The sequence below is a fragment of the Pseudoalteromonas sp. 2CM39R genome, assembly GCF_023161845.1.
Genome location: NZ_JALNTM010000031.1, coordinates 38,812 through 62,024 on the forward strand (window position 1 = coordinate 38,812; position 23,213 = coordinate 62,024).

Annotated in this window: 23 protein-coding genes and 2 tRNA genes; 18 read left to right on the top strand and 7 right to left on the bottom strand. The window is 39.7% G+C overall.

The genetic code is table 11. The annotated features are described in order from the left end of the window. Window positions 1-46: 46 nt before the first annotated feature. Window positions 47-643: a hypothetical protein gene (locus MTF66_RS35060; RefSeq protein WP_138623216.1), complete on the bottom strand. Its 597-nt coding sequence runs from the start codon at window positions 641-643 to the stop codon at window positions 47-49. Window positions 644-1,030: 387 nt separating this feature from the next. Here MTF66_RS35060 and MTF66_RS35065 point away from each other — a divergent pair, with 387 nt between their 5' ends. Continuing rightward, entirely contained in the window at window positions 1,031-2,524 is a 1,494-nt protein-coding gene (locus MTF66_RS35065; RefSeq protein ID WP_138623214.1) for an acetyl-CoA hydrolase/transferase family protein, read from the top strand. Window positions 2,525-2,562: 38 nt separating this feature from the next. Here the strand turns inward: MTF66_RS35065 and MTF66_RS35070 are convergent, their stop codons facing one another. Continuing rightward, the gene (locus MTF66_RS35070; protein ID WP_010392830.1) at window positions 2,563-2,922 is read right to left on the bottom strand and encodes a helix-turn-helix domain-containing protein; all 360 of its coding nucleotides are present in this window, start codon (window positions 2,920-2,922) and stop codon (window positions 2,563-2,565) included. Between the two features lie 121 nt (window positions 2,923-3,043). Between MTF66_RS35070 and MTF66_RS35075 the strand changes: the two genes are divergently transcribed. From MTF66_RS35075 to MTF66_RS35090, 4 genes are all read left to right on the top strand, one after another. Beyond that, window positions 3,044-3,625 (top strand): NAD(P)H-dependent oxidoreductase, encoded by a 582-nt coding sequence (locus tag MTF66_RS35075; protein WP_109874855.1) that lies wholly within the window; start codon window positions 3,044-3,046, stop codon window positions 3,623-3,625. An 11-nt stretch (window positions 3,626-3,636) separates the two neighbouring features. Continuing rightward, entirely contained in the window at window positions 3,637-4,188 is a 552-nt protein-coding gene (locus MTF66_RS35080; RefSeq protein ID WP_010392826.1) for a redoxin domain-containing protein, read from the top strand. Window positions 4,189-4,279: 91 nt separating this feature from the next. After that, window positions 4,280-4,528, top strand: a complete 249-nt coding sequence (locus MTF66_RS35085; protein WP_008114111.1) for a hypothetical protein — start codon at window positions 4,280-4,282, stop codon at window positions 4,526-4,528. A gap of 189 nt (window positions 4,529-4,717) precedes the next feature. Next, window positions 4,718-5,257, top strand: coding sequence for a methyltransferase (locus MTF66_RS35090; protein ID WP_138623212.1), 540 nt, complete (start codon window positions 4,718-4,720; stop codon window positions 5,255-5,257). Window positions 5,258-5,274: 17 nt separating this feature from the next. Here the strand turns inward: MTF66_RS35090 and MTF66_RS35095 are convergent, their stop codons facing one another. From MTF66_RS35095 to MTF66_RS35105, 3 genes are read right to left on the bottom strand one after another with little or no spacing between them, the layout of a single operon-like run. Next, complete coding sequence (locus MTF66_RS35095) at window positions 5,275-6,996, bottom strand: GGDEF domain-containing response regulator (protein ID WP_248530074.1); 1,722 nt, start codon at window positions 6,994-6,996, stop codon at window positions 5,275-5,277. A gap of 23 nt (window positions 6,997-7,019) precedes the next feature. After that, on the bottom strand, window positions 7,020-7,442 hold the full coding sequence (locus MTF66_RS35100; protein ID WP_010392817.1) for a response regulator: 423 nt from the start codon (window positions 7,440-7,442) through the stop codon (window positions 7,020-7,022). Next, on the bottom strand, window positions 7,439-8,920 hold the full coding sequence (locus tag MTF66_RS35105) for a PAS domain-containing sensor histidine kinase (RefSeq protein ID WP_138623208.1): 1,482 nt from the start codon (window positions 8,918-8,920) through the stop codon (window positions 7,439-7,441). Before MTF66_RS35105 ends, MTF66_RS35100 begins: the two co-directional genes overlap by 4 nt. 836 nt (window positions 8,921-9,756) lie before the next feature. Between MTF66_RS35105 and MTF66_RS35110 the strand changes: the two genes are divergently transcribed. Beyond that, window positions 9,757-10,653, top strand: coding sequence for a hypothetical protein (locus MTF66_RS35110; RefSeq protein ID WP_138623206.1), 897 nt, complete (start codon window positions 9,757-9,759; stop codon window positions 10,651-10,653). 373 nt (window positions 10,654-11,026) lie between these two features. Here the strand turns inward: MTF66_RS35110 and MTF66_RS35115 are convergent. Further along, window positions 11,027-11,103, bottom strand: a tRNA-Pro gene (locus tag MTF66_RS35115). A gap of 116 nt (window positions 11,104-11,219) precedes the next feature. Beyond that, entirely contained in the window at window positions 11,220-11,843 is a 624-nt protein-coding gene (locus MTF66_RS35120; RefSeq protein WP_109874852.1) for an arylesterase, read from the bottom strand. Between MTF66_RS35120 and MTF66_RS35125 the strand changes: the two genes are divergently transcribed. The 12 genes from MTF66_RS35125 to MTF66_RS35180 all read left to right on the top strand — a co-directional run bounded on the left by MTF66_RS35125 (window position 11,844) and on the right by MTF66_RS35180 (window position 23,213). Then, window positions 11,844-12,557, top strand: a complete 714-nt coding sequence (locus MTF66_RS35125; protein WP_010392805.1) for an ABC transporter ATP-binding protein — start codon at window positions 11,844-11,846, stop codon at window positions 12,555-12,557. Beyond that, on the top strand, window positions 12,547-15,048 hold the full coding sequence (locus MTF66_RS35130) for an ABC transporter permease (protein ID WP_248530075.1): 2,502 nt from the start codon (window positions 12,547-12,549) through the stop codon (window positions 15,046-15,048). The genes MTF66_RS35125 and MTF66_RS35130 overlap by 11 nt, the downstream gene beginning before the upstream one ends. Before the next feature lie 132 nt (window positions 15,049-15,180). Next, a complete protein-coding gene (ruvC, locus tag MTF66_RS35135) occupies window positions 15,181-15,705 on the top strand; it encodes a crossover junction endodeoxyribonuclease RuvC (RefSeq protein ID WP_008114131.1) in 525 nt (174 codons plus the stop codon). A gap of 2 nt (window positions 15,706-15,707) precedes the next feature. Further along, on the top strand, window positions 15,708-16,325 hold the full coding sequence (ruvA, locus tag MTF66_RS35140) for a Holliday junction branch migration protein RuvA (protein ID WP_008114133.1): 618 nt from the start codon (window positions 15,708-15,710) through the stop codon (window positions 16,323-16,325). A gap of 7 nt (window positions 16,326-16,332) precedes the next feature. Further along, window positions 16,333-17,340, top strand: a complete 1,008-nt coding sequence (gene ruvB, locus MTF66_RS35145) for a Holliday junction branch migration DNA helicase RuvB (protein ID WP_075169409.1) — start codon at window positions 16,333-16,335, stop codon at window positions 17,338-17,340. A gap of 889 nt (window positions 17,341-18,229) precedes the next feature. Next, complete coding sequence (tolQ, locus tag MTF66_RS35150) at window positions 18,230-18,934, top strand: protein TolQ (RefSeq protein WP_010392797.1); 705 nt, start codon at window positions 18,230-18,232, stop codon at window positions 18,932-18,934. Next, a complete protein-coding gene (gene tolR, locus MTF66_RS35155; RefSeq protein WP_010392795.1) occupies window positions 18,921-19,352 on the top strand; it encodes a protein TolR in 432 nt (143 codons plus the stop codon). The genes tolQ and tolR overlap by 14 nt, the downstream gene beginning before the upstream one ends. A 4-nt stretch (window positions 19,353-19,356) precedes the next feature. Further along, window positions 19,357-20,262: a cell envelope integrity protein TolA gene (tolA, locus tag MTF66_RS35160; protein WP_010392793.1), complete on the top strand. Its 906-nt coding sequence runs from the start codon at window positions 19,357-19,359 to the stop codon at window positions 20,260-20,262. 8 nt (window positions 20,263-20,270) lie between these two features. After that, window positions 20,271-21,629, top strand: coding sequence for a Tol-Pal system beta propeller repeat protein TolB (gene tolB, locus MTF66_RS35165; RefSeq protein ID WP_010392790.1), 1,359 nt, complete (start codon window positions 20,271-20,273; stop codon window positions 21,627-21,629). Window positions 21,630-21,664: 35 nt separating this feature from the next. Then, window positions 21,665-22,204 carry a peptidoglycan-associated lipoprotein Pal gene (gene pal / locus MTF66_RS35170; RefSeq protein ID WP_010392787.1) on the top strand — a complete coding sequence of 180 codons (540 nt, stop codon included), beginning with the start codon at window positions 21,665-21,667 and terminating at the stop codon, window positions 22,202-22,204. Window positions 22,205-22,217: 13 nt separating this feature from the next. Next, a complete protein-coding gene (ybgF, locus tag MTF66_RS35175) occupies window positions 22,218-22,970 on the top strand; it encodes a tol-pal system protein YbgF (protein ID WP_010392784.1) in 753 nt (250 codons plus the stop codon). 171 nt (window positions 22,971-23,141) lie between these two features. Continuing rightward, window positions 23,142-23,213: transfer RNA gene (locus MTF66_RS35180), tRNA-Lys, on the top strand.

The following is a 23,213-nucleotide window of genomic DNA, read 5'->3' on the forward strand; positions in this document are numbered from 1 at the left end:
AGTCACTCGATAAAATAAGTTAAAAAAGCCACATTGTGTGGCTTTTTTAGTTTGATAATTCCAATTTTTGTTGTTTGTGCTCTAGCTGGTATAGGCTTGAAAATTGACGTTTATGAACTTCAAATAAATACGCTCTTAGCTGCTCTTTACCATAGTGAATGTGTTTAATTTTTGCTGCTATGCCACACTTACTCTGCCTAACCGGTTCTATATCTAATGATATCGCCGCTTCGTTGGGTAAAATAAATTGCATATTCTGCAACTCATCAAGTTCACTGTGTACTGATGTGGGTTTTAAAAATATTCCTGTGCTAGATATAGATTCAATGCAAAAACCTTGGCTTTGGATATTTAATTCGCTCAACCGCCAGCTGCGCTGAATACCTTTAGTGTCAATTACTTCGGGGGCTTCTAATACAGTACTGAAATGGCCTAATTCATCGGTTTTAAATTGAAGTGGGAACCATAGTTGGTAGTGGGCTACTTCTGCTAATAAGGTTAATTTAGCTTGACCAAGTAAATGCGCAATACCCTCTGGTATTGATGCTTGTACTGTTAACTTTGTTTCATTGATTAATGCACTACTTTGACTAGGTTCAAATAAGCCAGATAAAAAGTTAATTTCTTCGTCAGACAAATCCATGTATTTTCCTTAATACCTAAATTGTGGATTCTATTCCTCACAAGGTTACTGCCCAATGAATGAACAGTTTATTATTTTGTAAGCTCCGCATAGCGCGGCTAAATTTTTATACAATTAAAAATTTCAACCTTCCTGATTGAAATTTTAAATGGTTGATTTTAATTAGTTTTGTTTATTTTTAAACTCAGTGAGTTAAATAGTTGTATGCGTTTTTTACTATTTTAACCTTATTATCACCAATAAGTTAAGTAATAAAGTGTACAAAATTAAAACGCTTCGCGATGTTTTTATATCAACAATGCGTAAATGAGACTTAGGTCTAGCTTACGAAGCATAAGGAAATACTTAGAATAGCGCCAAATAAAAATGGGGTTTAAGGGGTTCCAAATGCAATTAGAACGAATTCGTCGTAGCGACTTACACAACAAAGTGATGTCTGCAGAGCAGGCCAGTTTATTTATTAAAGACGGCATGACCGTGGGTATGAGTGGTTTTACTCGTGCCGGTGAAGCGAAAGCTGTACCACGTGCGCTTGCAGAGCGAGTGCGTGAAAACCCAATGAAAATTAACCTAATGACGGGCGCGTCATTAGGAAACGACTTAGATAAGCTACTAACTGAATCAGGTGCGTTAGCGCGTCGTATGCCATTTCAAGTAGACAGCACATTACGTAAAGCGATTAACAACGGTGAGGTCATGTTTATTGACCAGCATTTATCTGAAACCGTTGAACAGCTACGTAATCATCAGTTAACGATGCCTGATGTAGCGGTCATTGAAGCCGTAGCTATTACTGAAGAAGGCCACATAGTACCTACAACATCAGTGGGCAATTCAGCCAGCTTTGCTATTTTTGCCAAACAGGTAATTGTAGAAATTAATATGTTACACCAGCCAGAGCTTGAAGGGCTTCACGACATTTATATTCCATCTTATCGTCCAACACGTACGCCATTGCCATTAGTGAAAGTAGATGACCGTATTGGTAGCACTGCTATTCCAATTGATCCGGCTAAAATTGTGGGTATTGTATTTACCAATCAAAGTGACTCATTTTCAACTGTTACCGACCCAGATGCAGACACAGCCTCTATTGCACGTCACTTAGTGAACTTTTTTAAAGAAGAAGTAGCACAACAGCGTATGCCTGAAAACCTAGGCCCATTACAAGCCGGTATTGGTAACATTGCCAACGCAGTAATGATGGGTTTATTAGACTCTGATTTTAAAGGCCTCACTATGTATTCAGAGGTACTACAAGATTCTACCTTTGATTTAATTGATGCGGGTAAACTTAATTTTGCATCAGGGTGTTCAATTATTTTATCAGAGCGTTGTAACTCACAAGTATTTAATAACCTTGAAAAGTATCGTGATAAGCTAGTACTTCGACCACAAGAAATGTCTAATCACCCTGAAATTGTGCGTCGTTTAGGTATTATTGCAATTAACACTGCACTTGAGTTTGATATATATGGCAACGTTAACTCAACCCATGTGTGTGGTACTAAAATGATGAACGGTATTGGTGGTTCAGGCGACTTTGCACGTAATGCCCATGTATCGGTGTTTGTAACTAAATCAATTGCCAAAGGTGGCGCTATTTCAAGTGTTGTGCCTATGGTAAGCCATGTTGATCATACCGAGCACGATGTTGATATTTTAGTAACCGAGCAAGGCCTTGCTGATTTACGCGGTTTAGCACCACGCGAACGTGCAATTGAAGTCATTAAGCACTGTGTACACCCAGATTATCGCAACGCCATGCTTGACTACTACGAGCGTGCATGTGTTCGTGGCGGTCATACGCCTCATATTTTAGAAGAGGCATTCAGCTGGCATACCCGCCTTGAGCAACAAGGCACAATGAAGCAAAGCTAATACATAAAACCCCGCATCTGCGGGGTTTTTATTTTTAATTAGTCTAAAATATTAGACTCAGACCAAACCCTAAGATCGTGAAGAATTCCTAGTGCAGAGCGCCCAAACTCAGTGAGCTCGTAGGTGACAGCAATAGGTCTAGTGCTGATCACCGTCCTTAAAACCATCTTATTGGCCTCTAACTCTTTTAAACGTTGATCTATCATTTTTTTGCTCGCTCCACCTAACATTCGAGTTAGATCATTAAAGCGAACAGGTTCATCTTTTAAGTGATAAATAATAGAACTTGTCCACTTCCCGCCAATTAAGCGCATTCCTTTTTCAATAGCACAAGGTTCTAAGCAGGCATTTAAAACTTTTTTTCTTCCCTTACTATCTGTTTCTATAGAGCTTTCCAAAATTTAACCTCTAAAATAGGGTGGTTACTAAAAGTATACTAATTGAATCTATTCTTCAGGTAACTATTATATACCACATTAAAGTAAAGACCAATTTTTGTACTATTTTTGGAGAGATCACATGAGCAAGGTACTCATTATAAATGCACACCAATATTATTCTTTTTCAGAGGGCAAATTAAATGCCACCCTAGTTGATGTAGCATCATCGATACTGATAGAAAAAGGCCATGAAGTTAAAACCGTAACTATGACAGATAGTATTGATGTAGAGGCACAATTAGCACTCCATCAATGGGCTGACGTTGTCTTACTGCAATCACCTATTAACTGGATGGGCGTGCCATTTTCGTTTAAAAGATATATGGACGAGGTGTATACAGCCGGTATGGGTGGCGCCATGTGTAATGGCGATGGTCGTCACCAGGACGACCCAAAAAGCGGTTATGGCACAGGTGGCACACTTAAAGATACTAAATATATGATGTCACTCACATTTAACGCACCAGAGGAGTCATTTAACAATTCAGAAGAATTTTTTAATGGTAAAAGTGTTGACGACTTAATGTTCCCAATGCATATGAACTTTAAGTTTTTTGGTATGACAGCAATGCCTACCATTGCTTGTTTTGATGTTATGAAAAACGCCGATATAGATACTGACTTAGCGCGCTTTAAAGCACATATAAGTACACACTTTTGAGAGGAAACACAATGACTAATGCATCACAGTATACAAATAAACTTCTTCCGGGGAGTCGTTTCCCAAAGATTAATTGCCCTGTACTAAATAGTAACGAAGTAGAGTTAGGGCGTGTCCAGCAAGACGCTGCTTGGCAAATGGTGGTTGTGTATCGTGGCCAGCATTGTCCTATGTGTACGCAGTATCTAAATCAGTTAGAAGAAATTAAACAGTCATTACAAGACATTGGAGTTTCTTTAATTGCTGTATCGGCCGACAGCGAAGCGCAGTTGTTAACACATAAAGAGAAGTTATCAGTGAGTTACCCCATTGCGTTTGAATTAAAGCCTGAACAAATGAATGCGTTAGGGCTGTATGTTTCTCAACCTCGCAACGCTCAAGAAACAGACCATTTATTTGCTGAGCCTGCTGTGTATGTAGTGAATGAACACGGTACAGTACAAGTTGTTGATATCTCAAATAATCCATTTGTAAGACCAGATCTGTCTACTTTATTGCGAGGTATAACTTGGATTAAAAACCCTGATAATAATTACCCTATTCGTGGAATGCATAAAGGTTAATGTTTGATGGTTTAAGTTTGCCACTATGATCTGTAAAATAACTGCATATTATTTACAGACTCGCTATGGCGAGCAACACAGAGTAACCTTAATGGAAAACAAACTAACTGCAATCGATACACTCGCTGAACTTGAAAGTTTTTTACTGCAAGTTGAAAACGGCGGCCTAGGTTTAACCGGCGTAGCAGGCGTGGGTATGGCAACTAACAATGCTGACGGCAGCCGTTTTGTAGCCGTGTTTGATGACAAGCAACAACTTTTATTAGCACGTGAAATTACCGAAGAGATCTTCCAAAGCGGACAAGACATGGTGCGCAACGGCGTAGGGCGTAAGCACTAGTACCTTACTACTAATTTAAAAAGCGCCAAATGGCGCTTTTTTTGTGGTTTTATTTTAAACAGGTGTTAAATATAAAATAAATTTACACAAATGGCACGCTATGTAATGGTTTCACTAGTTTTATTATGTAAAAGCGAAATAGCTCAGGTGAAATCATCAATATTCAACCGTTATTAGGTGTTAGTTAGTATGGACTTTATTGCTACCGCATTTTTCTTTTTAGTTCTTCTAATCGCTTTATCTATTGTTTGGAGCACGCTAAAAACGGGAATTTCACCGATGATGAGCTCAAGCAAAGCGCGCCAAACTATGCTTGCTGCAATAAGCATGGATGAAAAAGGCGCATTAATTGATTTAGGTTCAGGTTGGGGAACGCTTGTTATAGCGGTTGCCAAAAGGCATCCTAATAAACAGGTTATTGGCTATGAGTTATCGTGGTTTCCTTGGTTAATTTCAATGCTTTTTAAATATAGTTTAGGTTTAAATAACCTTACCCTCTATCGTAAAGACTTTAAAAATGCCGATCTCAGTTCTGCGTCTACTTTGGTGTGTTACTTGTTTCCTGATGGTATGGTAGCGCTTGAAGAAAAGTTAAAACATGATGTGTTTAAAAACATCACTATTGTGAGTAACACCTTCGCTTTGCCATCATATAAACCAACTAACGTTATCAAGCTTAAAGATTTTTACCAAACACCGATTTATGTGTATCACTGGCAACCCAAATAGAGGGATATTATTTAGGGTCAGTGCTTAGTTGATGTCATATTTTTTATCCATAAGTTCATCTTCTCTGCAGACATTGGTTTGGCAATATAATAACCTTGCCCATGATAGCAACCCATGCCTATAAGTACTTTTTCGAGCTCTTGTGACTCTATCCCCTCTGCAACTAGGTTATACCCAAATGCTTTACTTAGCGCCACGATACACGTAACTATGGACTTGTCTTCATGGTCTGATAGGAGCTTTTTAACAAAGCTTTGATCTATTTTTAATGTATCTAAAGGTAATTTTTTTAAGTAACTCAACGAAGCGTAACCTGTACCAAAGTCGTCTAGCGCAATACTTACCCCTAAATTCCGACAACCATTGAGAACGTCGACTGCCTGTTCAACGTTTCCAATTGTAGTGCTCTCTAAAATTTCCAATTCGAGGGTTTTTGGTTTTATATTATTAGTGCTGATGAGTAACTCTCTTAGGTTTTCAACAAAGCCCTCACTAAGTAAATGAGCTGGAGAGATGTTTACACTCATAGAAAGATGATTTCTTGTCCAAATTTTATGTTGTTTTAAGGCCTCAGCAAGTACCCATTCACCAATTAATATACCAATGTGTGGGTGCTCTAATGCCTCTGAAAAGTGACCAGGGTAAAGTAAACCCAAAGTAGGGTGATTCCAGCGTATTAAGGCTTCAACGCCAATCAACTGGTGATCCATTAAATTTACCTTTGGTTGATAATGTAGAATAAACTCTTTACGAGCAATGCCTTTTTCAGCAGCCAATAACAAATCATGTCTTGCATGCCTTAGGCTTTCTTCCTCTGGATCAAAAAACAGAATCCGGTTTGTTCCTGATCTTTTTGCTTGGTACATAGTTTGATCGGCTCTTCGTAAAATGTCATCACAAGTTAAGCCATCATCACTGGGAAGTGCAACGCCGATGCTGACTGAAATTTGAACGGAGCACGAAAACTCTGCTAATTTTATAGGGTCGTTTACCTCAATCAGCACGTCTTGTAACCGAATCTCATATTCTTGTATTGTGTGCGCAGCCCCTCTTAATAAAAGGATAAACTCATCTCCACCAATACGCGCTAGTGTATCTTCCTTGCGTAATGTGTTTTGTAGCCTTTGGGCAATGGTTTTCAACACGAAATCACCGGTTTCATGACCATATTTGTCATTAATGGGTTTAAAGTTATCTAAATCTAAATAGGCAACGGCGAGCTTTTGCTGAGATGTAATGGCCTGTTGAAGTTGATCAATTAAAATTGGGCGGCTTGCTAAGCCTGTTAGGCTATCGTAATGTGCCATGTTATGAAGTTTTTTTTCTAAGCTTGCGCGTTGAATGGAACTAGATATAGAGTGTATCAACTGATCGCTTTTTAATTGGTTTTTAAGTAAATAATCGCTTGCCCCTAGGCGCATAGCTTCTGCTGCTATTTTTTCATCCCCTAAGCCCGTGATCATAATCACAGCACAGTGGTTATTTACAGACTTTCTAATATTATCCAGCAGAGTAAGCCCCGATCCGATACCTAATCGGTAATCAACTATGACGCAATCAAATTCCCTATGCTCAAGGTAAGACATAGAGCTTTCAATAGAAGATGCTTCTGAAATTTTAGCCTGTATATTAGAGCGAGATATCATACGGCGTATTTGTTCTCTATCAACCGCATCGTCATCAACAATGAGTAGTTTAATACTGTCGCAGGTTTCAAAATTATCTATTGAAGTTATCATATCCATATCTCTTGCAAAATGGCTTATTCAAGCTCAACGGCATGTATATAAGCATCCATAAGTGTCGCTAATTTGGCAAACTGCGGGCCAATTGCATGTTTAACCATGTAACCTGCTACGTTATTATGGTACGCGCGAGTACGATCGTTATCCTCATTGGAGGTCGTGAGTATAAATACAACGGTATCGTTTAATTTTTCATCTTTACGAATATGCTCTAAAAATTCAAAGCCATTCATCACTGGCATATTCAGGTCTAGCAATACTAAGTAGGGCTCTGATATTTCTTTTTGTTGCGCTTTTTCTCGTAACGCATCTAGTGCCAGCTTTCCGTTTTGTTTCCAAATTATTTTAATTTTAGGATCCACTTTTTTTAGGCTTCTTGTAACGGCTTCCGCGGCAACATCGTCGTCCTCAACAAGCAGTATAGATAGATTTTTGATCATAAATTTTCTTTCCTTGCAAAGCGAGGCCACCACACATGAAATGTAGACCCTTTTTGCGGTTCATTTGAGCTTACTGAAATGCGCCCACCATGAGCTTGTGCCAAACGCCGACTAATAGACAGCCCAATACCTGAGCCCGACTTATCATCAGAGGTTGTTTGAAACAAACTAAAAATACGCTCGTAAGCCTCTGTCGGGATACCGGGGCCATCATCAGTCACAGTGATATGGCAAAGCGTATTTTCTGCTACACAACGAATCTCTATAGTTCCCTCTTTACTGTCGTGGTGTTTAATAGCGTTACTTAATAAATTGCGGACCACGGTTTCAAGTGGCGTCCATGCAGTGACGATGGTATCTAATTGAATGTCTTTATGAAGCTTCATTCCAGCCGGTAAATCTAACAGTTCGGTAACGTTAGAAATTAACTTATGCATATCGATTACTTGAGTATCTAGAGTGGCTTTGCCTGCTCTTGCATAGGCCAATAAATTATCTATTAACGTCTCCATTTTATGAATACGATCATCAATACGTGTTAAGTTATATTCTACTTCAGGCGTGGTAGTGCCTAAATCTTCTTTTATCCATTCAATTAAGTTTGAAATCCCCCGCAATGGAGAGCGTAAATCATGAGAAGCTACATAGGTAAACTCCTTCAAACTTGTGTTATTTTCTTTTAACTCGGTTTCCATTCGTTTTCGTTCTGTTATATCTAACAACGACACAAATACCATGTCTTCGTCATTGGTGTTTATAAAAGGACTCAGGCCCACTTCAACTGGGAATTCTTTTCCGTCTTTGTGTAAGGCGGTTAAATCTCTGCCTACTCCCATACTTCTGACACTGGGTTCACGATGAAATGAATGGCGAAGTGCTGAATGGTGCCCTTGATAGCGATGCGGTAATAGCATTTCCATTTTTTTATCGAGTAATTCTATTTCACTGTAGCCAAAAGATTTACATAACGATTGATTAACCGCTTGAATAATGCCCGCTTGGTCTACTATTAACACACCATGAGGTGCAGCTTGAATAGAGCGTTGAAACATATTGTTAGCGCGCAGCCTTTGCGATATATCAACCAGTGTGGCTAAAACTAACTCTTGTTGTCCTTGTATCGGGTTTAAACCTATTTCGATTGGGATTTGCTTACCATTTTTTTGACTCGCAAATAACTCACGGCCTTCACCCATTAATCGTTTTCGAGGGTTAGCAAAAAACTGACTCATCAAGTGGGTATGGTTCGCTTTAAATTGCGCTGGAAGTAAACTATCTATATTCATCCCTATTAGTTCTGAGTCCTCATAGCCCAGTATTTCAGATAGTTGACTATTGGCAAAAAGGATCTGAGCATTGGTATTGACTACCATTGCCCCCATGGGTAAACAACTAACTAGTTGAGTTAAAAAGGCTTCGTCCATATTTACATTTGAACTAGGTGAATTAGATTTTTTATTTACTTTTTTAAGGTCCATCAAGCATCCCGCAAGTAAATGTAGTTCCTATAATATAGTAATAGTCGAACAAGTATTGAACAGCAAATTCAGAGGAAGATCATGTTATTTAAATGCTCATTTTAATAGTTTCTTCTTATATTTTAGCGAGTCATTATGGTTGAAAAAGGTGCATTGATTTATTTAGTTTTGGGTGGGGAGTATTAACTTTAGTGCTTACTAAATATAGTTAGTGTTTAAATAATCTTACTCTCTATTGCAAAGACTTCAAAAATGCTGATTTCGTACTGTGTCTACGCTAGTGTGTTACTTGTTTCCAGGCGCTATGGTAGCGCTTGAAGAAAAGTTAAAACAAAACGTGCTCAAAAACATCACCATTGTGAGTAACATCTTCGCTTTGCTTTTATATAAACCAACTAAAGTGATCAAGCTTAAAGGGTTCTACCAAACACCTATTTATGTGTACCACTGGCAACCAAAATAAACTTTGCTTTAAGTCTTAATACAAACAGCAGCAGCTTTGTCGCGATTTTTAATTGCGATACTTATTGGCGCAATAAGCTAATGTAGTGGTTTTTAAAAATGCTAATTTTATATAAGTTTCGAAGATAGTTAAGAGTGATAACAGTGCTATGAATTTAAGATTGAATCCCTTTATTTTTCTATTTTGGAGAGTAGGCTATAGTGTGAAATTAAAAGCTAATTAATTCAATGAAATGGAGCATGTTAGTCTATTTAGTTAAATGTAGGGTTAAAAAGTTAGTGAGTTAAAAATGAGTGTTTGTACCCCTTTTGTTGATTTTTATTTTAAATATATTTACCTTAAACTTTAAAGTAGTACAGATTAAGGACAATAAATGAAAAAGGTAATTTTCGCATCTCTTCTATGTATCTTTTCTAGTTCAACGATAGCTAATGAACAATCTTTAACAACAGAGTGTTCAACTTGTTTTTCTTATGAGCAGTTTAAAAATTCAGCGAAGTCAAATGCTCAGCTTGATAAAACCCGCGATGTTTACGTAATGAATCTAGAAGCATTAACTATTAAAAAGTTCGAAGTTTCAAAAAGGTTTAGCGGTTACAAAACCCTTACTGGGACTGGTGGTGAACCCGATGGGCGTGGAGGGAAGATGAAAGGTATAAAAGTACCTACATATTCAGTCACTGTTAAAGACCATAATGTAGAACAAAGTGTTTTAAATAATTTCTACAATTTATCTGATGCTAAGAAGCAAGTAATGATGTCTGTACAATCACTTAAGGCTGATGAAGTGCCGTCTGAAATCGCAGGAAGCGTATGGGATTTAGTTGGTTCAAGCTCTATTCAAAATAAAGTTGCAAGACATTATAATGGAAATACTAATCTCAGGAATGATCTTACTAATTTTGCAAACGCAACAGACAAAGTCTCAGGATTGTTAAATGTAGACAAGATTATGGTGCAAGTTAGTTTTAGTGATGGAAGTACCGCAATTTTTTCTCTATATGCAGTGGTTAATGGGGATTTAATTTGGGATTTTGAACGTGGTACCGACGTCGATTTAAATAAAGTAAAGCCTAATTTCGATACTAAAAACGCTGAATCTTATGATTTTGACAATGGTGGAGCTGATGTATTTGTAGATTTCTATAATGCGGCAAAACGAGCTGGAGTGTCTTTTACTTCAACTTCTAGTGAGGGTGCTCAGACTGGAGGGAGAGTCACTTGTGCAACCAAAAATCTTGATAAATATATTTGTACATACACTAGATAAAATTTACTTACAAATTACAGAACGATCTAGCCCTTAGGTCGTTTTTTTAACAGAATTGTTCTTTAACTTAATAGAGTAAAAGAGTTAAGCCTAAACTTCAGACATTACGGCTACTTAGCATCTACTCATAACTGCATATCAACGAGCTCAAGCCAATACATCAAAAATTAAAAGTAGGTATGTGCTTCTTTATTATTTGAAAAGTATTTAACTGTGGCGTCACATAATCTAAATACCTCTGAAATCAAAAAGCAGGAATAATTTTAATAGATTAGTTAGTGCGATAAATGTGCGATATTTTTTTGTATTAAATTAGGTAGTACGAAAGGAAAGCAGTTTTTATTGAATAAATAGAATTATGAAAGGATTTAAATGGTCGGTATGGAGAGATTCGAACTCTCGACCCCTGCCACCCCATGACAGTGCGCTACCAAGCTGCGCCACATACCGACTTCGATAGCAATAGTACGTGTATTTATAAAAAAATCAATAAGCTTTTGTTTGTTTGGATGTTTATTGCGCAAGCGCTTAGTTTTAAGCGCTTGCGCAGGAGATTTTTTACGGCCCTAGTCTTTATTTAACCACTGGTTGATCGTGTTATACATTTCATCTCGTAGTATTGGTTGGGCAGTTTTGTTAGGGTGTAAGTTATCGTTTTGCATTAGCTCGTTTTTTCCTGCTACTTTAAGCACAAAAAACGGCATTAAATGCGAGTTAGTGGCTTCACTAACACTGGTAAAGCTATCGGTGAACATTTTACTGTAACGTGGGCCATAGTTAGGTGGAATATATATTTCCATAAGTGCGGTTTGTGCATCTGCAGCTTGGCTTTTTTCAATTAAAGCGGTTAAGTTAGTTTGCATTTTAGTGATTGGAAAACCGCGCAGGCCGTCATTAGCACCGAGCTCAATAAGTACGTGAGTTGGTTGATATTGCTCAAGTAGCGCGTCTAATCTGCGCAATGCACCGCCGGTGGTTTCGCCGCTAATACTTGCATTAACTAAGTTGATATTGCGTTGCTCGTCATCGTATTTATCTTGTAACAATTGCACCCAGCCTTGTTCTTGTTTTAAGCCATAGGCTGCGCTTAAACTGTCACCAAGTATTAAAATCGTGTTGTTAGCAGCCGCGTGTAGCGGGTTAATAACTAAAAATAAAATGAATACACAACGTAGGATTGAATGAGTCATATGTCAGCGCTTTCTCAATTAAATATAATTCAAGTAAATGGTTTGTCTAAAGTGGTTTCCACCTTTGAAGGTGAGTTGTCCATCCTCAGCGACATCAGCTTTAATGTCAAGCATGGCGAGTCTGTTGCCGTAGTGGGCACGTCGGGCTCTGGTAAGTCTACATTATTGAGCTTGCTAGCAGGGCTTGATACCGCCAGCAGTGGCGAGGTAATGTTAGATGGTGAGCCTTTGCACAAGTTAGATGAAGAAGCGCGTGCAGCACTGAGAGCCGCTAAAGTCGGTTTTGTATTTCAGTCTTTTATGTTGGTGCAAAGTTTAACCGCACTTGAGAATGTGATGCTGCCTGCTGAGCTTGCTGGCGAACACGACGCTAAAGAGCAGGCGCTCGCGTTACTTGAAAAAGTTGGCTTGAGCCATCGCATTGATCATTACCCGTCGCAGTTATCTGGTGGTGAGCAACAACGAGTTGCGATTGCTCGTGCATTTGTGGGTTCGCCTAAAATACTGTTTGCCGACGAGCCATCAGCTAACCTAGATAGCAAAAATGGCCATATGATTGAGTCGTTATTATTTGATTTAAATAAGCAAAATGGCACAACGCTTATCTTAGTAACCCACGATGAAGCACTGGCGCAAAAGTGTGAACGTATTATTCAGATTGAAGCTGGTGAGCTGGTACATAATTCAACTGAGGAAATGGCAAATGTGGGCTAAATTAGCACTTAAACTATTTTCTCGAGAGTTTCGCCGTGGCGAACTAACCGTTATAAGTGCAGCCATTGCTTTAGCGGTGTTAACGGTGCTTACTTTATCTATGGTGACCGAGCGAATTGCACAAAGTATTGCGCAAAAAAGTAGTGCCTTTATTGCGGCCGATAGGGTGTTGGCCAGCAACCATGCCATAGATACCGCTTATATTACTCAAGCCAAACAGCAAAACCTCAAAACAGCGCAAATGGTGTATTTTGACACTATGCTGTTTGCAAACGATGAAATGCAATTTAGCTCAGTAAAAGCTGCGTCAAACAGTTACCCGCTTAAAGGCCAGTTAAAGGTTAAGTCGGGCTTAAACGCCGAAACAGAAGTTGCCCCGGGTGCACCAACCCCCGGTAACGTGTGGTTAAGTGAATCGGTTTTTTACAGTTTAAATATTAACGTAGGCGACCAAGTTGAGCTGGGTGCTGCGTTATTCAATGTGGAAAAGGTGATTGTTGAAGAACCCGATGCGCCGTTTAATGTGCTCTCTAGCAGCCGCAGGGTACTTATTAATATTGACGACGTACCAAAAACTGAAGTAATACAGCCCGGTAGCCGTGTATTTTATCGCCAGTTGTATGCAGGTGATGAAACCGACATAAATAGTTTTTACGATTGGCTAAAACCGCAACTCAAAGAAAACCAAAATTGGTATGGTGTTAAAGACCGCCAATCGCCTATTTCAAATAGCTTAAATAGAGCTGAAAGCTTTTTGTTATTAGCCGGTTTGCTAGGGATTATTTTAGCCGCGGTTGCTATTGCAGTATCGGCTAAGCGCTATTGTGAGCGTCAATACGACCCAGTCGCAATGATGAAAACTTTAGGTGGCAGTCGCGATATGATCCGTAAAATTTACCTTATGCACTTATTAATGGTATGTACCATGGCGGTGGTTGTTGGCCTAGCTATTGGTTATGGTTTGCAAGAGATGGCTACCGGTTATTTAGCTAAAAGTATGGGTACCGAACTGCCCATGGCTGGTTTTAAACCTTGGCTGGTGGCAATTAGCACCGGGGTTATTTGTGCGGTTATGTTCTCTATTAAGCCACTTTTAGATTTATTTGATATTCCACCGCTTAGAGTACTTCGTCGTAACTTAGGTGATCGTCTTGCGGTAAGTAAAATTCATTTAGGGCTGAGTGCACTCACCGTGTTTTTATTAATGTGGTTATTTAGTAATAACATAAAAATTACGCTTATTTTGTTTGTCTCAACGCTTGCGCTTATTTTGGTGTTATTTTTAATCTCTAAGTTAATATTTGGCGGTGGCCGCAAGCTTGGCTTAAAGCCTGGTAACAGCTGGTCTTTGGCTATTGCGTCTATTCAAAAACGCGCCAATGTTAATGCAGTGCAGTTAATTAGTTTTTCGTTAGCGATTAAATTACTGTTATTTTTAATTGTGCTTAAAAACGATATTATTTCTGATTGGCAGTCACAGTTGCCAAGCGATGCGCCTAACGCTTTTTTAGTTAACATCACGCAAAATGAACTGAACCCAGTGAATGAATATTTAGCACAAAAGGGCATTCAGGTGTCGGAGTTTTACCCGACTATTCGTGGTCGCGTAAATGCCGTCAACGGTGAAGCGGTTGCGCGTGAAGTGTCACTGCAAGATAACGAGAAAAAAGACGAAGAAGCCCGCTCAGGCATTGGGCGCGAGCTCAATTTAACCTGGCTTGACGAAGTCCCTTCGCAAAATGACATTATCGATGGTCAGTGGTTTAGCAATGACGCCGTTGCCGAGGCCTCACTGGAAGAGTCAATGATGCAGCGCCTCGATGTTAAACTAGGCGATACTCTTACATTTTTAATTGGTGCGCAGTCGTTCGATGCTAAAATAACCAGTGTGCGAAAGGTAAATTGGGCCACCCTCAAGCCTAACTTTTTTATTATTTTAAGCCCAGATGTACTTAGCGACTTTCCGGCAACCTATATTTCATCGGTACGCATTGAACCTGAGCAAAAGCGCGACTTTAGCCAGTTATTACGTACATACCCCACCATTACAGCAATTGATGTAGATAATTTTGTTAAGCAAATACAATCGACTATTGAGCAAGTGTCGTTAGCCATTGGTTTTGTATTGGCTATTGTGGTGTTATGTGGTGCGTTGGTACTAATATCGCAGGTGCAAGCAAGCTTAGGTGAGCGCATGCAAGAAATCGTAATATTGCGTACATTAGGCGCTAAAAGTCGATTAATAAAAAATGCTACTTTATATGAGTTTTTATTGCTTGGCGGTTTAGCCGGACTGGTCGCTGCATTTTTCAGTGATATTGCACTGTTAATAGTGCAGCAGCAAATGTTTGATTTGGCGGGTAAGCTGCATCCAAATATTTGGATTATTGGCCCCGTTGCTGGTGGCGTGTTTGTAGCAGGTTTAGGTTATTTTATGATTGCCCGTACGCTCAAACAAAACACCCAAGGCTTAGTGCGCGCATTGGCGTAAACTTTTTGGCCAAATAGAGTTTAAATGCCTACTTTTTAAGTAGGCATTTTTGTTTTGGCTTGGTACTGGTAATTTATACAGTGCTCTGGCATTATTAGCATTATTAATAAATAACAATAATGAGAGTGCTGTTTGGCCATTATTTTAGGGATCGATCCGGGCTCGCGTTTAACGGGTTACGGTGTGGTTGCGCACCAAGGTGCTAAGTTTACATACTTAGGCAGTGGCTGTATTAAATTAGCCGATCATGACTTTCCCACCCGACTTAAAATGATATACCAAGGTATTACGCAGCTTATAGAGCAGTTTTCGCCTGAAACCTTTGCCATAGAAAAAGTATTTATGGCACATAACCCCGATTCTGCTTTAAAGCTTGGGCAAGCCCGTGGTGCTGCCATTGTGGGGGCCTCTATGGCCGACTTACCGGTGTTTGAATACTCTGCACGGCAAATAAAGCAAGCTGTGGTGGGTAACGGTGGAGCAGATAAATCGCAAGTACAACATATGGTTAAAAATATACTTAAACTGCCAGGTACGCCGCAAGCCGATGCAGCAGATGCACTCGCGATTGCAATTTGCCATGCTCACTCTGAACAAAATTTAATAAAACTAGCGGGTAGCGCAAGCAAAACCGTTAGAGGACGTCTAAGGAAATAACAATGATAGGTCGCTTAAACGGCGTGTTAGTTGAAAAACAGCCCCCAGAAATATTATTAGAAGTGAGTGGCGTTGGCTACGAAGTACAAATGCCAATGACCTGTTTTTATGATTTACCCAAAGTGGGCGACAACGCCATTGTGTACACTCACTTTGTAGTACGCGAAGACGCACAGTTATTGTTTGGCTTTAATAATAAAACCGAACGAGCCTTATTTCGAGAGCTGTTAAAAGCCAATGGCGTAGGACCTAAATTGGGTTTAGCTATTTTGTCGGGTATGTCGGCGCAGCAGTTTGTAAGTTGCGTAAATAATGAAGACGCTACCGCTTTGGTTAAATTGCCAGGGGTAGGTAAAAAAACCGCCGAGCGTTTAGTGCTCGAAATGAAAGACCGATTAAAAAATTGGGGCAACGACTTATTTACCCCATTTAGCGACAGCGCCGTAATAGAGCCTGCGAGCGATGCAACTATAGCTAATAATGCGGCCGATGATGCGGTTTCGGCGTTAGTGGCGCTCGGTTATAAATTGCCACAAGCGCAAAAAGCAGTAAAATCAGTAAGCAAACCCGATATGTCGACTGAGGTTCTAATTAAAGAATCTTTGAAATCAATGCTGTGAGTAAATTATGATCGAAGCTGATCGCTTAATAGATGCTGCTGAAAAAACCAATGAAGACACCATAGATCGTGCTATTAGGCCTAAGTTACTGGCCGATTATCGTGGTCAGCCGCATGTTAAGCAACAAATGGAAATATTTATTGAAGCTGCGCGTAGCCGCAGTGAAGCGTTGGATCATTTATTAATATTTGGCCCGCCAGGCTTAGGTAAAACCACGCTTGCTAATATTGTAGCCAACGAATTAAATGTAAACATTAAAACCACCTCTGGCCCTGTGCTTGAAAAAGCTGGCGATTTAGCTGCATTGCTTACTAATCTTGAAGAAGGTGATGTACTGTTTATTGATGAAATTCACCGCTTAAGCCCACAAGTAGAAGAAATACTTTACCCTGCAATGGAAGATTACCAGCTCGATATAATGATAGGTGAGGGGCCTGCAGCACGCTCTATTAAGCTTGATTTACCTGCATTTACTTTAATTGGCGCAACCACGCGTGCGGGCTCATTAACCTCACCACTGCGTGACCGCTTTGGTATTGTACAGCGTTTAGAGTTTTATTCTGTTGAGGATTTGTCGCACATAGTGGGGCGCTCAGCGCATTACCTTGATTTAGAAATGTGTGACGATGGCGCAGCTGAAATTGCCAAGCGCTCTCGTGGCACACCACGTATTGCAAACCGTTTATTGCGCCGTGTGCGCGATTACACCCAAGTTAAATCAGATGGTACAGTTAATGCCGAGGTAGCTCAGCAAGCCCTCGATATGATTGATGTTGATAAAAGCGGCTTTGATTACATGGACCGCAAATATTTACTCGCCATTATTGAAAAATTTATGGGTGGCCCGGTTGGCCTTGACAACCTAGCCGCTGCCATAGGCGAAGAAAAAGAAACCATAGAAGATGTGATTGAACCGTTTTTAATTCAACAAGGGTTTATTCAGCGCACGCCTCGCGGACGAATAGTGTCGGATAATGCGTATCATCATTTTGGTTTACTTCCCAAGCAAGACTAATTAGCAGCTTGAGATAGATTTATTATCCAGAGTTTAGGTTAAATACTAAAGCCATTGTCTTTTAACGACAGTGGCTTTTTTTATGCGCAAACATTACGTATTTTACTTTGCCAATAATTCACTGAGCGTTAAGACATATCAGGCTATTGTTCGACTGCTTATTTAGCCCGAGTTGAGATGGTTTGATGAATTGTAGGCAAAAAAAAGCCCGCAAAAAATGCGGGCAAACAACAAGTTTAAGGAAGTAATCTAGGGAACTACGTTTTACTTATTGAGGTCATACCCCAAGAAGTAAAAAAGTAATACGAAATAAATCATATTACGAGGAACTGGATTCAATGAAATAGCTTTCATTTAATGCGCTAGCTCGGTATGGGAGAATAATACCGAAGCGACACAATTTGTTCAAACTAGAAAATTTATATTTTCAGATTAAAAAAACTAATAGCAGCGGTTTTTTGTTTTTGCTTATTGTTGCATGTTAATTAATCATTAATTCTATAAGTTAATGAAATGCTTTGTTTATGTATATTAACATATTAACGTTCGGTATTAGTTTTACTATTACGTTAAGGTAAGTATATGCTGGTTATGAGTGCTTATGCATTAATTTTGAATAAACAGCGCATTTTTGTCACTCTTTAGTGAAACTAAGCGTGCTTCCATAAAGCTTTGTTGTTATTTATTTATACAGTAGAACAAGAGTTAAGTAGTAAATATTGAGTAAAGCTGTTTTTTTAACGTTTTTTGTTGTCTATTCACAGCAATATCGTTGTCAGCAGTAAATACACTAGATACACTAGCAAAACTTTAATGGTGGCTAATGTATTGCTAAGTTACCTTACTCAAATAAATCAATTTGATGTTTTTAATTATTTAGGAGTTTAACGTGGGATCAGGGCTTAATTTTTTAGATCTAATTCTAGAAGCCAGTTTGCTTGTGCAATTAGTAATGCTAGCGTTGGTTGCTATGTCGGTTATGTCATGGGCTATTATTTTTCAACGTAAAAAAGCCATCTCTGACGCCTTAGCAAATGCCAAAAAATTTGAGCAACGTTTTTGGTCTGGTGTTGACCTAAGTAAACTATATAACGAAATTTCTTCTCGCGGTGGCCAGTCTGCTGGTATTGAGGCTTTATTTACCTCAGGCTTTAAAGAGTTTGCACGTCATAAAAAAAATACCTTTCAAAGTGCGGGCATTGTAATGGAAGGCACACACCGTTCAATGCGGGTTGCGCTTTCTCGCGAAATTGAAAAACTAGAATCAAGCTTATCGTTTTTAGCAACCGTTGGTTCAATTAGCCCTTACATCGGCTTATTCGGAACTGTTTGGGGTATTATGAATGCCTTTATTGCCCTAGGTGAAGTAAAACAAGCAACCTTACAAATGGTTGCTCCTGGTATAGCAGAGGCGTTAATTGCTACAGCAATGGGTTTATTTGCTGCAATTCCTGCTGTTATTGCTTATAACCGATTTGCTAATAAAGTTGAAAAGTTAGAATCTCACTACATTAACTTTATGGAAGAATTTGCCAATATCTTACACCGTCAAGCAGCTACCCAAATAGAGGCTCAAGCGAATGTATCATCGTAAAAAGCGTCGCCCAGTCGCAGAAATTAATGTAGTACCATACATTGATGTAATGTTGGTGCTGCTTATTATATTTATGGCCACCGCGCCGTTAATTACTCATGGTGTAAAAGTAGACCTACCAAAAATGGAAGAGTCGGACTTAGTTGATACGAAAGATACGCCACCCATTATTGCTTCTATTGATGCTGATGGTAAGTATTATGTGAGTGTAGGTACCGATCCTGAGGAACCAATGGAAGCATTAGATGTAGCCGCAGTAATTAAGCTGCAACTAATGAAAAACCCAGATGTGCCTGTAATGATCAAAGGCTCGGGTAAAGTGTCGTATCAGGAAGTGTTACTGTTAATGGACTTTTTAAAAAATGCAGGTGTGCCGTCGGTAGGGTTAATGACCGAATCCTTTGAGGGGACCAAGTAGCTGTATGAGTAGTTCACTAATTAAATCAGTATTACTGCATTTAGCGTTAGGTGGGTTTTTGTATGCGTCAGCAAACATTCATCCTCCTAAACCTAAAGTAATGGAAGTAACGCTCAATGCGGCTATTCCTGAGCCAGAGAAAGCGGTTTCGGCGGTTACGATTGATCAAAAGCAAGTTGAGCAAAAAATAGCTGAGCTTAAAAAGAAAGAAGATGATAAAAAGCGTGCTGAAGATAAACGTATTCGCGATTTAGAACGCAGAGCAACCGATGCACGCAAACAGCGTGAAGCTGAAGCAAGACGCATTAAAAAGCTTGAACAGCAACGCAGAGCAAAAGAGAAAGAAACCGCACAAGCGCAAGCACAAGCTAAAAAAGCCCGTGAAATAGAACAGCGCGAGCGAGCAAAAGCGAAGCAAGCCGAAAAGCAAAAGCAAGAGGCTGAAAACGCAGCAAAAGCGGCTGCAGACAAACGTAAAGCGGAAGAAGCGGCACTTAAAAAAGCCGAACAAGAGCGTAAAAAGCGCGCTGAAGAAGCTGAGCGTAAACGCCAACAAGCACTTCAAGAGCAAATGCTGCAAGAGCAGCTTGCCAAAGAGCAGGCGGCACGTAATAAAATACGTCAACAGCAAGTAGTGAGTGAAGTTGATAAATTCCGCGCATTAATTATGGCGCGTATTCAACAAAACTTATTAATTGATGAAAAAATGAAAAACCAGCAATGCCGCATTAATATCCGTCTTGGGTTTAATGGGCTGGTAACACAAGTTAAATCGTTAGGCGGTGATAAGTTAGTGTGTGAGGCTGCATTAAGAGCTGTTCGCATGGCCGACACATTACCGGTATCTAAAGATAAAGACGTATTCGAGCAACTAAAGAATATTAATATAACCATCGCGCCAGAGTTTTAAGGGATGACATGTTTAACAAAATTAAAATAGCCTGTTTAGTTTTAATATTAGGGTTTCAGGGTGTTGCACATGCGGCACTTGAAATTGTTATTACTGAAGGTATTGACGGCGCAAGACCGATTGCGATTGTGCCATTTAAATACCAAGGTATTGGTCCTATTCCACAGCAGCTAAGTGATGTAATTGCTGCCGATTTAATGCGCAGCGGTAAGTTTAAGCCTGTGAGTGTGTCGCAAATGCCGCAACAACCTCATAAAGATGCTGATATTGATTATGGTGCCTGGGTTAATAAAGGTGTAGAAGCTGTATTAGTTGGTGAAGTAGAGCAGCAAACCAATGGACGCTATTTAGTGCGTTATGAGTTGGTTGATGTTATTCGCGGCCAAATCACTGGCGGTGAAACACAAATGATGAGCAACGGTAAGCTGGTTCAAAGCCAAGACCATATTTTAGAAGCGCGTCAAAGCGTGATTGGTGAAACCGGTTTTCGTCGTTACTCGCATCGTATTAGTGATGTGATTTATGAAAAACTAACTGGTGAAAAAGGCGCGTTTTTAACAAAAATAGCCTATGTTATTGTACGTGATACTGATGAAAAACCATATCAGTTAGTGGTTGCCGACTATGATGGCTTTAATGAACAAGTGTTATTGCGCTCAAAAGAGCCGCTAATGTCGCCAGTATGGTCGCCCGATGGGACTAAATTAGCGTATGTAACGTTCGAAAATCGCCAGAGCCAAATTTTTATTCAAGACATTTATACCGGTAAACGTGAATTGATCACCAGCTATAAAGGAATTAACGGTGCGCCGCAGTTCTCGCCAGACGGTAAAAAGCTACTGTTAGTGCTGTCAAAAGATAAAACTGGTGCAACTGAGGTTTACTTATTAGACTTACTAACACGTAAAGAGACGCGATTAACACGCCATCGTAGTATAGATACCGAACCTTCGTGGTACCCAAATGGTCAAGATATAGTATTTACGTCGGAAAGGGGTGGTAATGCTCAGATTTATAAGTTAAATTTAAAAACTGGCAGATCTCAAAGATTAACCTTTGATGGTGACATGAACCTAGCGGGTTCTATTTCGCCAGACGGAAAAGAATTAGTGATGGTAAACCGTACTAACGGACAGTATCATCTTGCTAAGAAAGAGTTGGCTACAGGTGCGTTCCAAGTTTTAACTCGAACTCGCCTTGATGAATCGCCGAGCATAGCGCCAAATGGCTCGATGATTATATACAGCACGCTCCATAATAATAAACAGGTACTTGCGCTAGTATCGATGGACGGCCGTTTTAAAGCACGCTTACCTGTGCTTGATGGACAAGTGAAGGCACCGGCTTGGTCGCCATATTTACAGTAATAATTGCTGGTTTACTCAAAATAGGAATCTACTCAATGCAACTTAACAAAATACTTAAAGGCCTGCTAATTGCTGTGCCAGTAATGACGCTAGCAGCTTGTAGCTCATCTTCAGATATCGATGAAAATGCAGCTAACCAGTCTAACCAAGCAACTGTTGAGCAAACAACAACTGATACAGTTGAAGTAGCAACAATGACGCCAGAGCAAAAAGCAGAAGAGCAACTTCGTCAAAAGTACGAAGCGCTTCGTCAAGAGCAAATCATTTACTTTGGTTTTGACACTGCAACGATTCAAGGTCAATACGGCGAGCTACTTCGTGCACACGCTGAGTTTTTAGTTAAAAACCCTTCTGTTAAAGTATTAATCGAAGGCCACGCAGATGAGCGCGGTACACCAGAGTACAACATTGCACTTGGTGAGCACCGTGGACAAGCAGTTGAAAAATACCTACAAAGCTTAGGTGTTTCTGCAAGCCAAATGTCAGTAGTTAGCTACGGTGAAGAGAAACCAATGGTTAAATCTCGCACTGAAGAAGCTTTCGCTAAAAACCGCCGTGCGGTACTAGTTTACTAAGATAAGAGATATTATGAAGCCGAAAATTATTTTGGCAGCCATGATATTGAGCGGGAGCACCCAGTTAATGGCTGCTCCCGCTCCTGTTTCAGAAGCTGCAAGTTCACAGTCGAGCATTGAAAAGCGTTTAGCAACCCTTGAAAGCATGATGCAACAACGTAATTTCTTACAAGTAGAGTTACAGCAACAGCTTAACTTACTGCAAGATGAAGTGAGTCAAATTCGCGGTGTTACCGAAGAGCAAAGCTATAAACTTGAAAAGGTATTGCAGCGCCAGCGCGAGCTTTATCAAGAAATAGAAAACCGTGTTAGCCAAGCATATGCTAAACCGGCTACTCCAGCGCCTACAACAGACTACACGCAACCAGGTAGCGATCAGAGCTACAGCAGTGATTTATCTGAAAACGAAGCGTACGAGCGTGCTGTTGCGCTTATAATGAAAGATAAGCGCTATGACCAAGCTATTCCAGAATTTCAAGCGTTCTTAACAACGTATCCAAATTCAGTGTACACCTCAAACGCACATTATTGGCTTGGGCAATTATTAACGATTAAAAATGACGGTGTAAAAGCAGCCGAGCATTTCAAAGTAGTTGTTAACGAATTTCCAAACTCAAATAAGCGCCCAGATGCAATGTTAAAGCTTGGTACACTTTTACAAGAGCAAGGGTTAAAGGCTGAAGCGCAAAAAATACTGAATGAGCTAATCAATCAGTACCCAAGTACAACTGCTGCTAAACTAGCCACAGATCGCTTATCAAAATAAATGTTGATGCTTGATTAGACTGCTTTTTGTCATAAGCGGTCTAAATTTGCTCAACTAGACATAAAAACTTAAAAAAAGAGACAATTTCGGTTGCACTCATTTTATAAATAAGTATTATAAGCGCCCGCAGCAAACGAATGGTAACCCCACTCGAAATGCGACAAAAAGAGCGGGTCATTAGCTCAGTTGGTAGAGCAGTGGACTTTTAATCCATTGGTCGATGGTTCAAGTCCATCATGACCC

Bases quoted from the DNA above. Each gene is read 5' to 3' on its own strand.
- MTF66_RS35060 (WP_138623216.1), bottom strand. From the start codon at position 643: ATGGATTTGTCTGACGAAGAAATTAACTTTTTATCTGGCTTATTTGAA.
- MTF66_RS35065 (WP_138623214.1), top strand. From the start codon at position 1,031: ATGCAATTAGAACGAATTCGTCGTAGCGACTTACACAACAAAGTGATG.
- MTF66_RS35075 (WP_109874855.1), top strand. From the start codon at position 3,044: ATGAGCAAGGTACTCATTATAAATGCACACCAATATTATTCTTTTTCA.
- MTF66_RS35080 (WP_010392826.1), top strand. From the start codon at position 3,637: ATGACTAATGCATCACAGTATACAAATAAACTTCTTCCGGGGAGTCGT.
- MTF66_RS35085 (WP_008114111.1), top strand. From the start codon at position 4,280: ATGGAAAACAAACTAACTGCAATCGATACACTCGCTGAACTTGAAAGT.
- MTF66_RS35090 (WP_138623212.1), top strand. From the start codon at position 4,718: ATGGACTTTATTGCTACCGCATTTTTCTTTTTAGTTCTTCTAATCGCT.
- MTF66_RS35095 (WP_248530074.1), bottom strand. From the start codon at position 6,996: ATGATAACTTCAATAGATAATTTTGAAACCTGCGACAGTATTAAACTA.
- MTF66_RS35100 (WP_010392817.1), bottom strand. From the start codon at position 7,442: ATGATCAAAAATCTATCTATACTGCTTGTTGAGGACGACGATGTTGCC.
- MTF66_RS35105 (WP_138623208.1), bottom strand. From the start codon at position 8,920: ATGGACCTTAAAAAAGTAAATAAAAAATCTAATTCACCTAGTTCAAAT.
- MTF66_RS35110 (WP_138623206.1), top strand. From the start codon at position 9,757: ATGAAAAAGGTAATTTTCGCATCTCTTCTATGTATCTTTTCTAGTTCA.
- MTF66_RS35120 (WP_109874852.1), bottom strand. From the start codon at position 11,843: ATGACTCATTCAATCCTACGTTGTGTATTCATTTTATTTTTAGTTATT.
- MTF66_RS35125 (WP_010392805.1), top strand. From the start codon at position 11,844: ATGTCAGCGCTTTCTCAATTAAATATAATTCAAGTAAATGGTTTGTCT.
- MTF66_RS35130 (WP_248530075.1), top strand. From the start codon at position 12,547: ATGTGGGCTAAATTAGCACTTAAACTATTTTCTCGAGAGTTTCGCCGT.
- ruvA (WP_008114133.1), top strand. From the start codon at position 15,708: ATGATAGGTCGCTTAAACGGCGTGTTAGTTGAAAAACAGCCCCCAGAA.
- ruvB (WP_075169409.1), top strand. From the start codon at position 16,333: ATGATCGAAGCTGATCGCTTAATAGATGCTGCTGAAAAAACCAATGAA.
- tolR (WP_010392795.1), top strand. From the start codon at position 18,921: ATGTATCATCGTAAAAAGCGTCGCCCAGTCGCAGAAATTAATGTAGTA.
- tolA (WP_010392793.1), top strand. From the start codon at position 19,357: ATGAGTAGTTCACTAATTAAATCAGTATTACTGCATTTAGCGTTAGGT.
- tolB (WP_010392790.1), top strand. From the start codon at position 20,271: ATGTTTAACAAAATTAAAATAGCCTGTTTAGTTTTAATATTAGGGTTT.
- pal (WP_010392787.1), top strand. From the start codon at position 21,665: ATGCAACTTAACAAAATACTTAAAGGCCTGCTAATTGCTGTGCCAGTA.
- ybgF (WP_010392784.1), top strand. From the start codon at position 22,218: ATGAAGCCGAAAATTATTTTGGCAGCCATGATATTGAGCGGGAGCACC.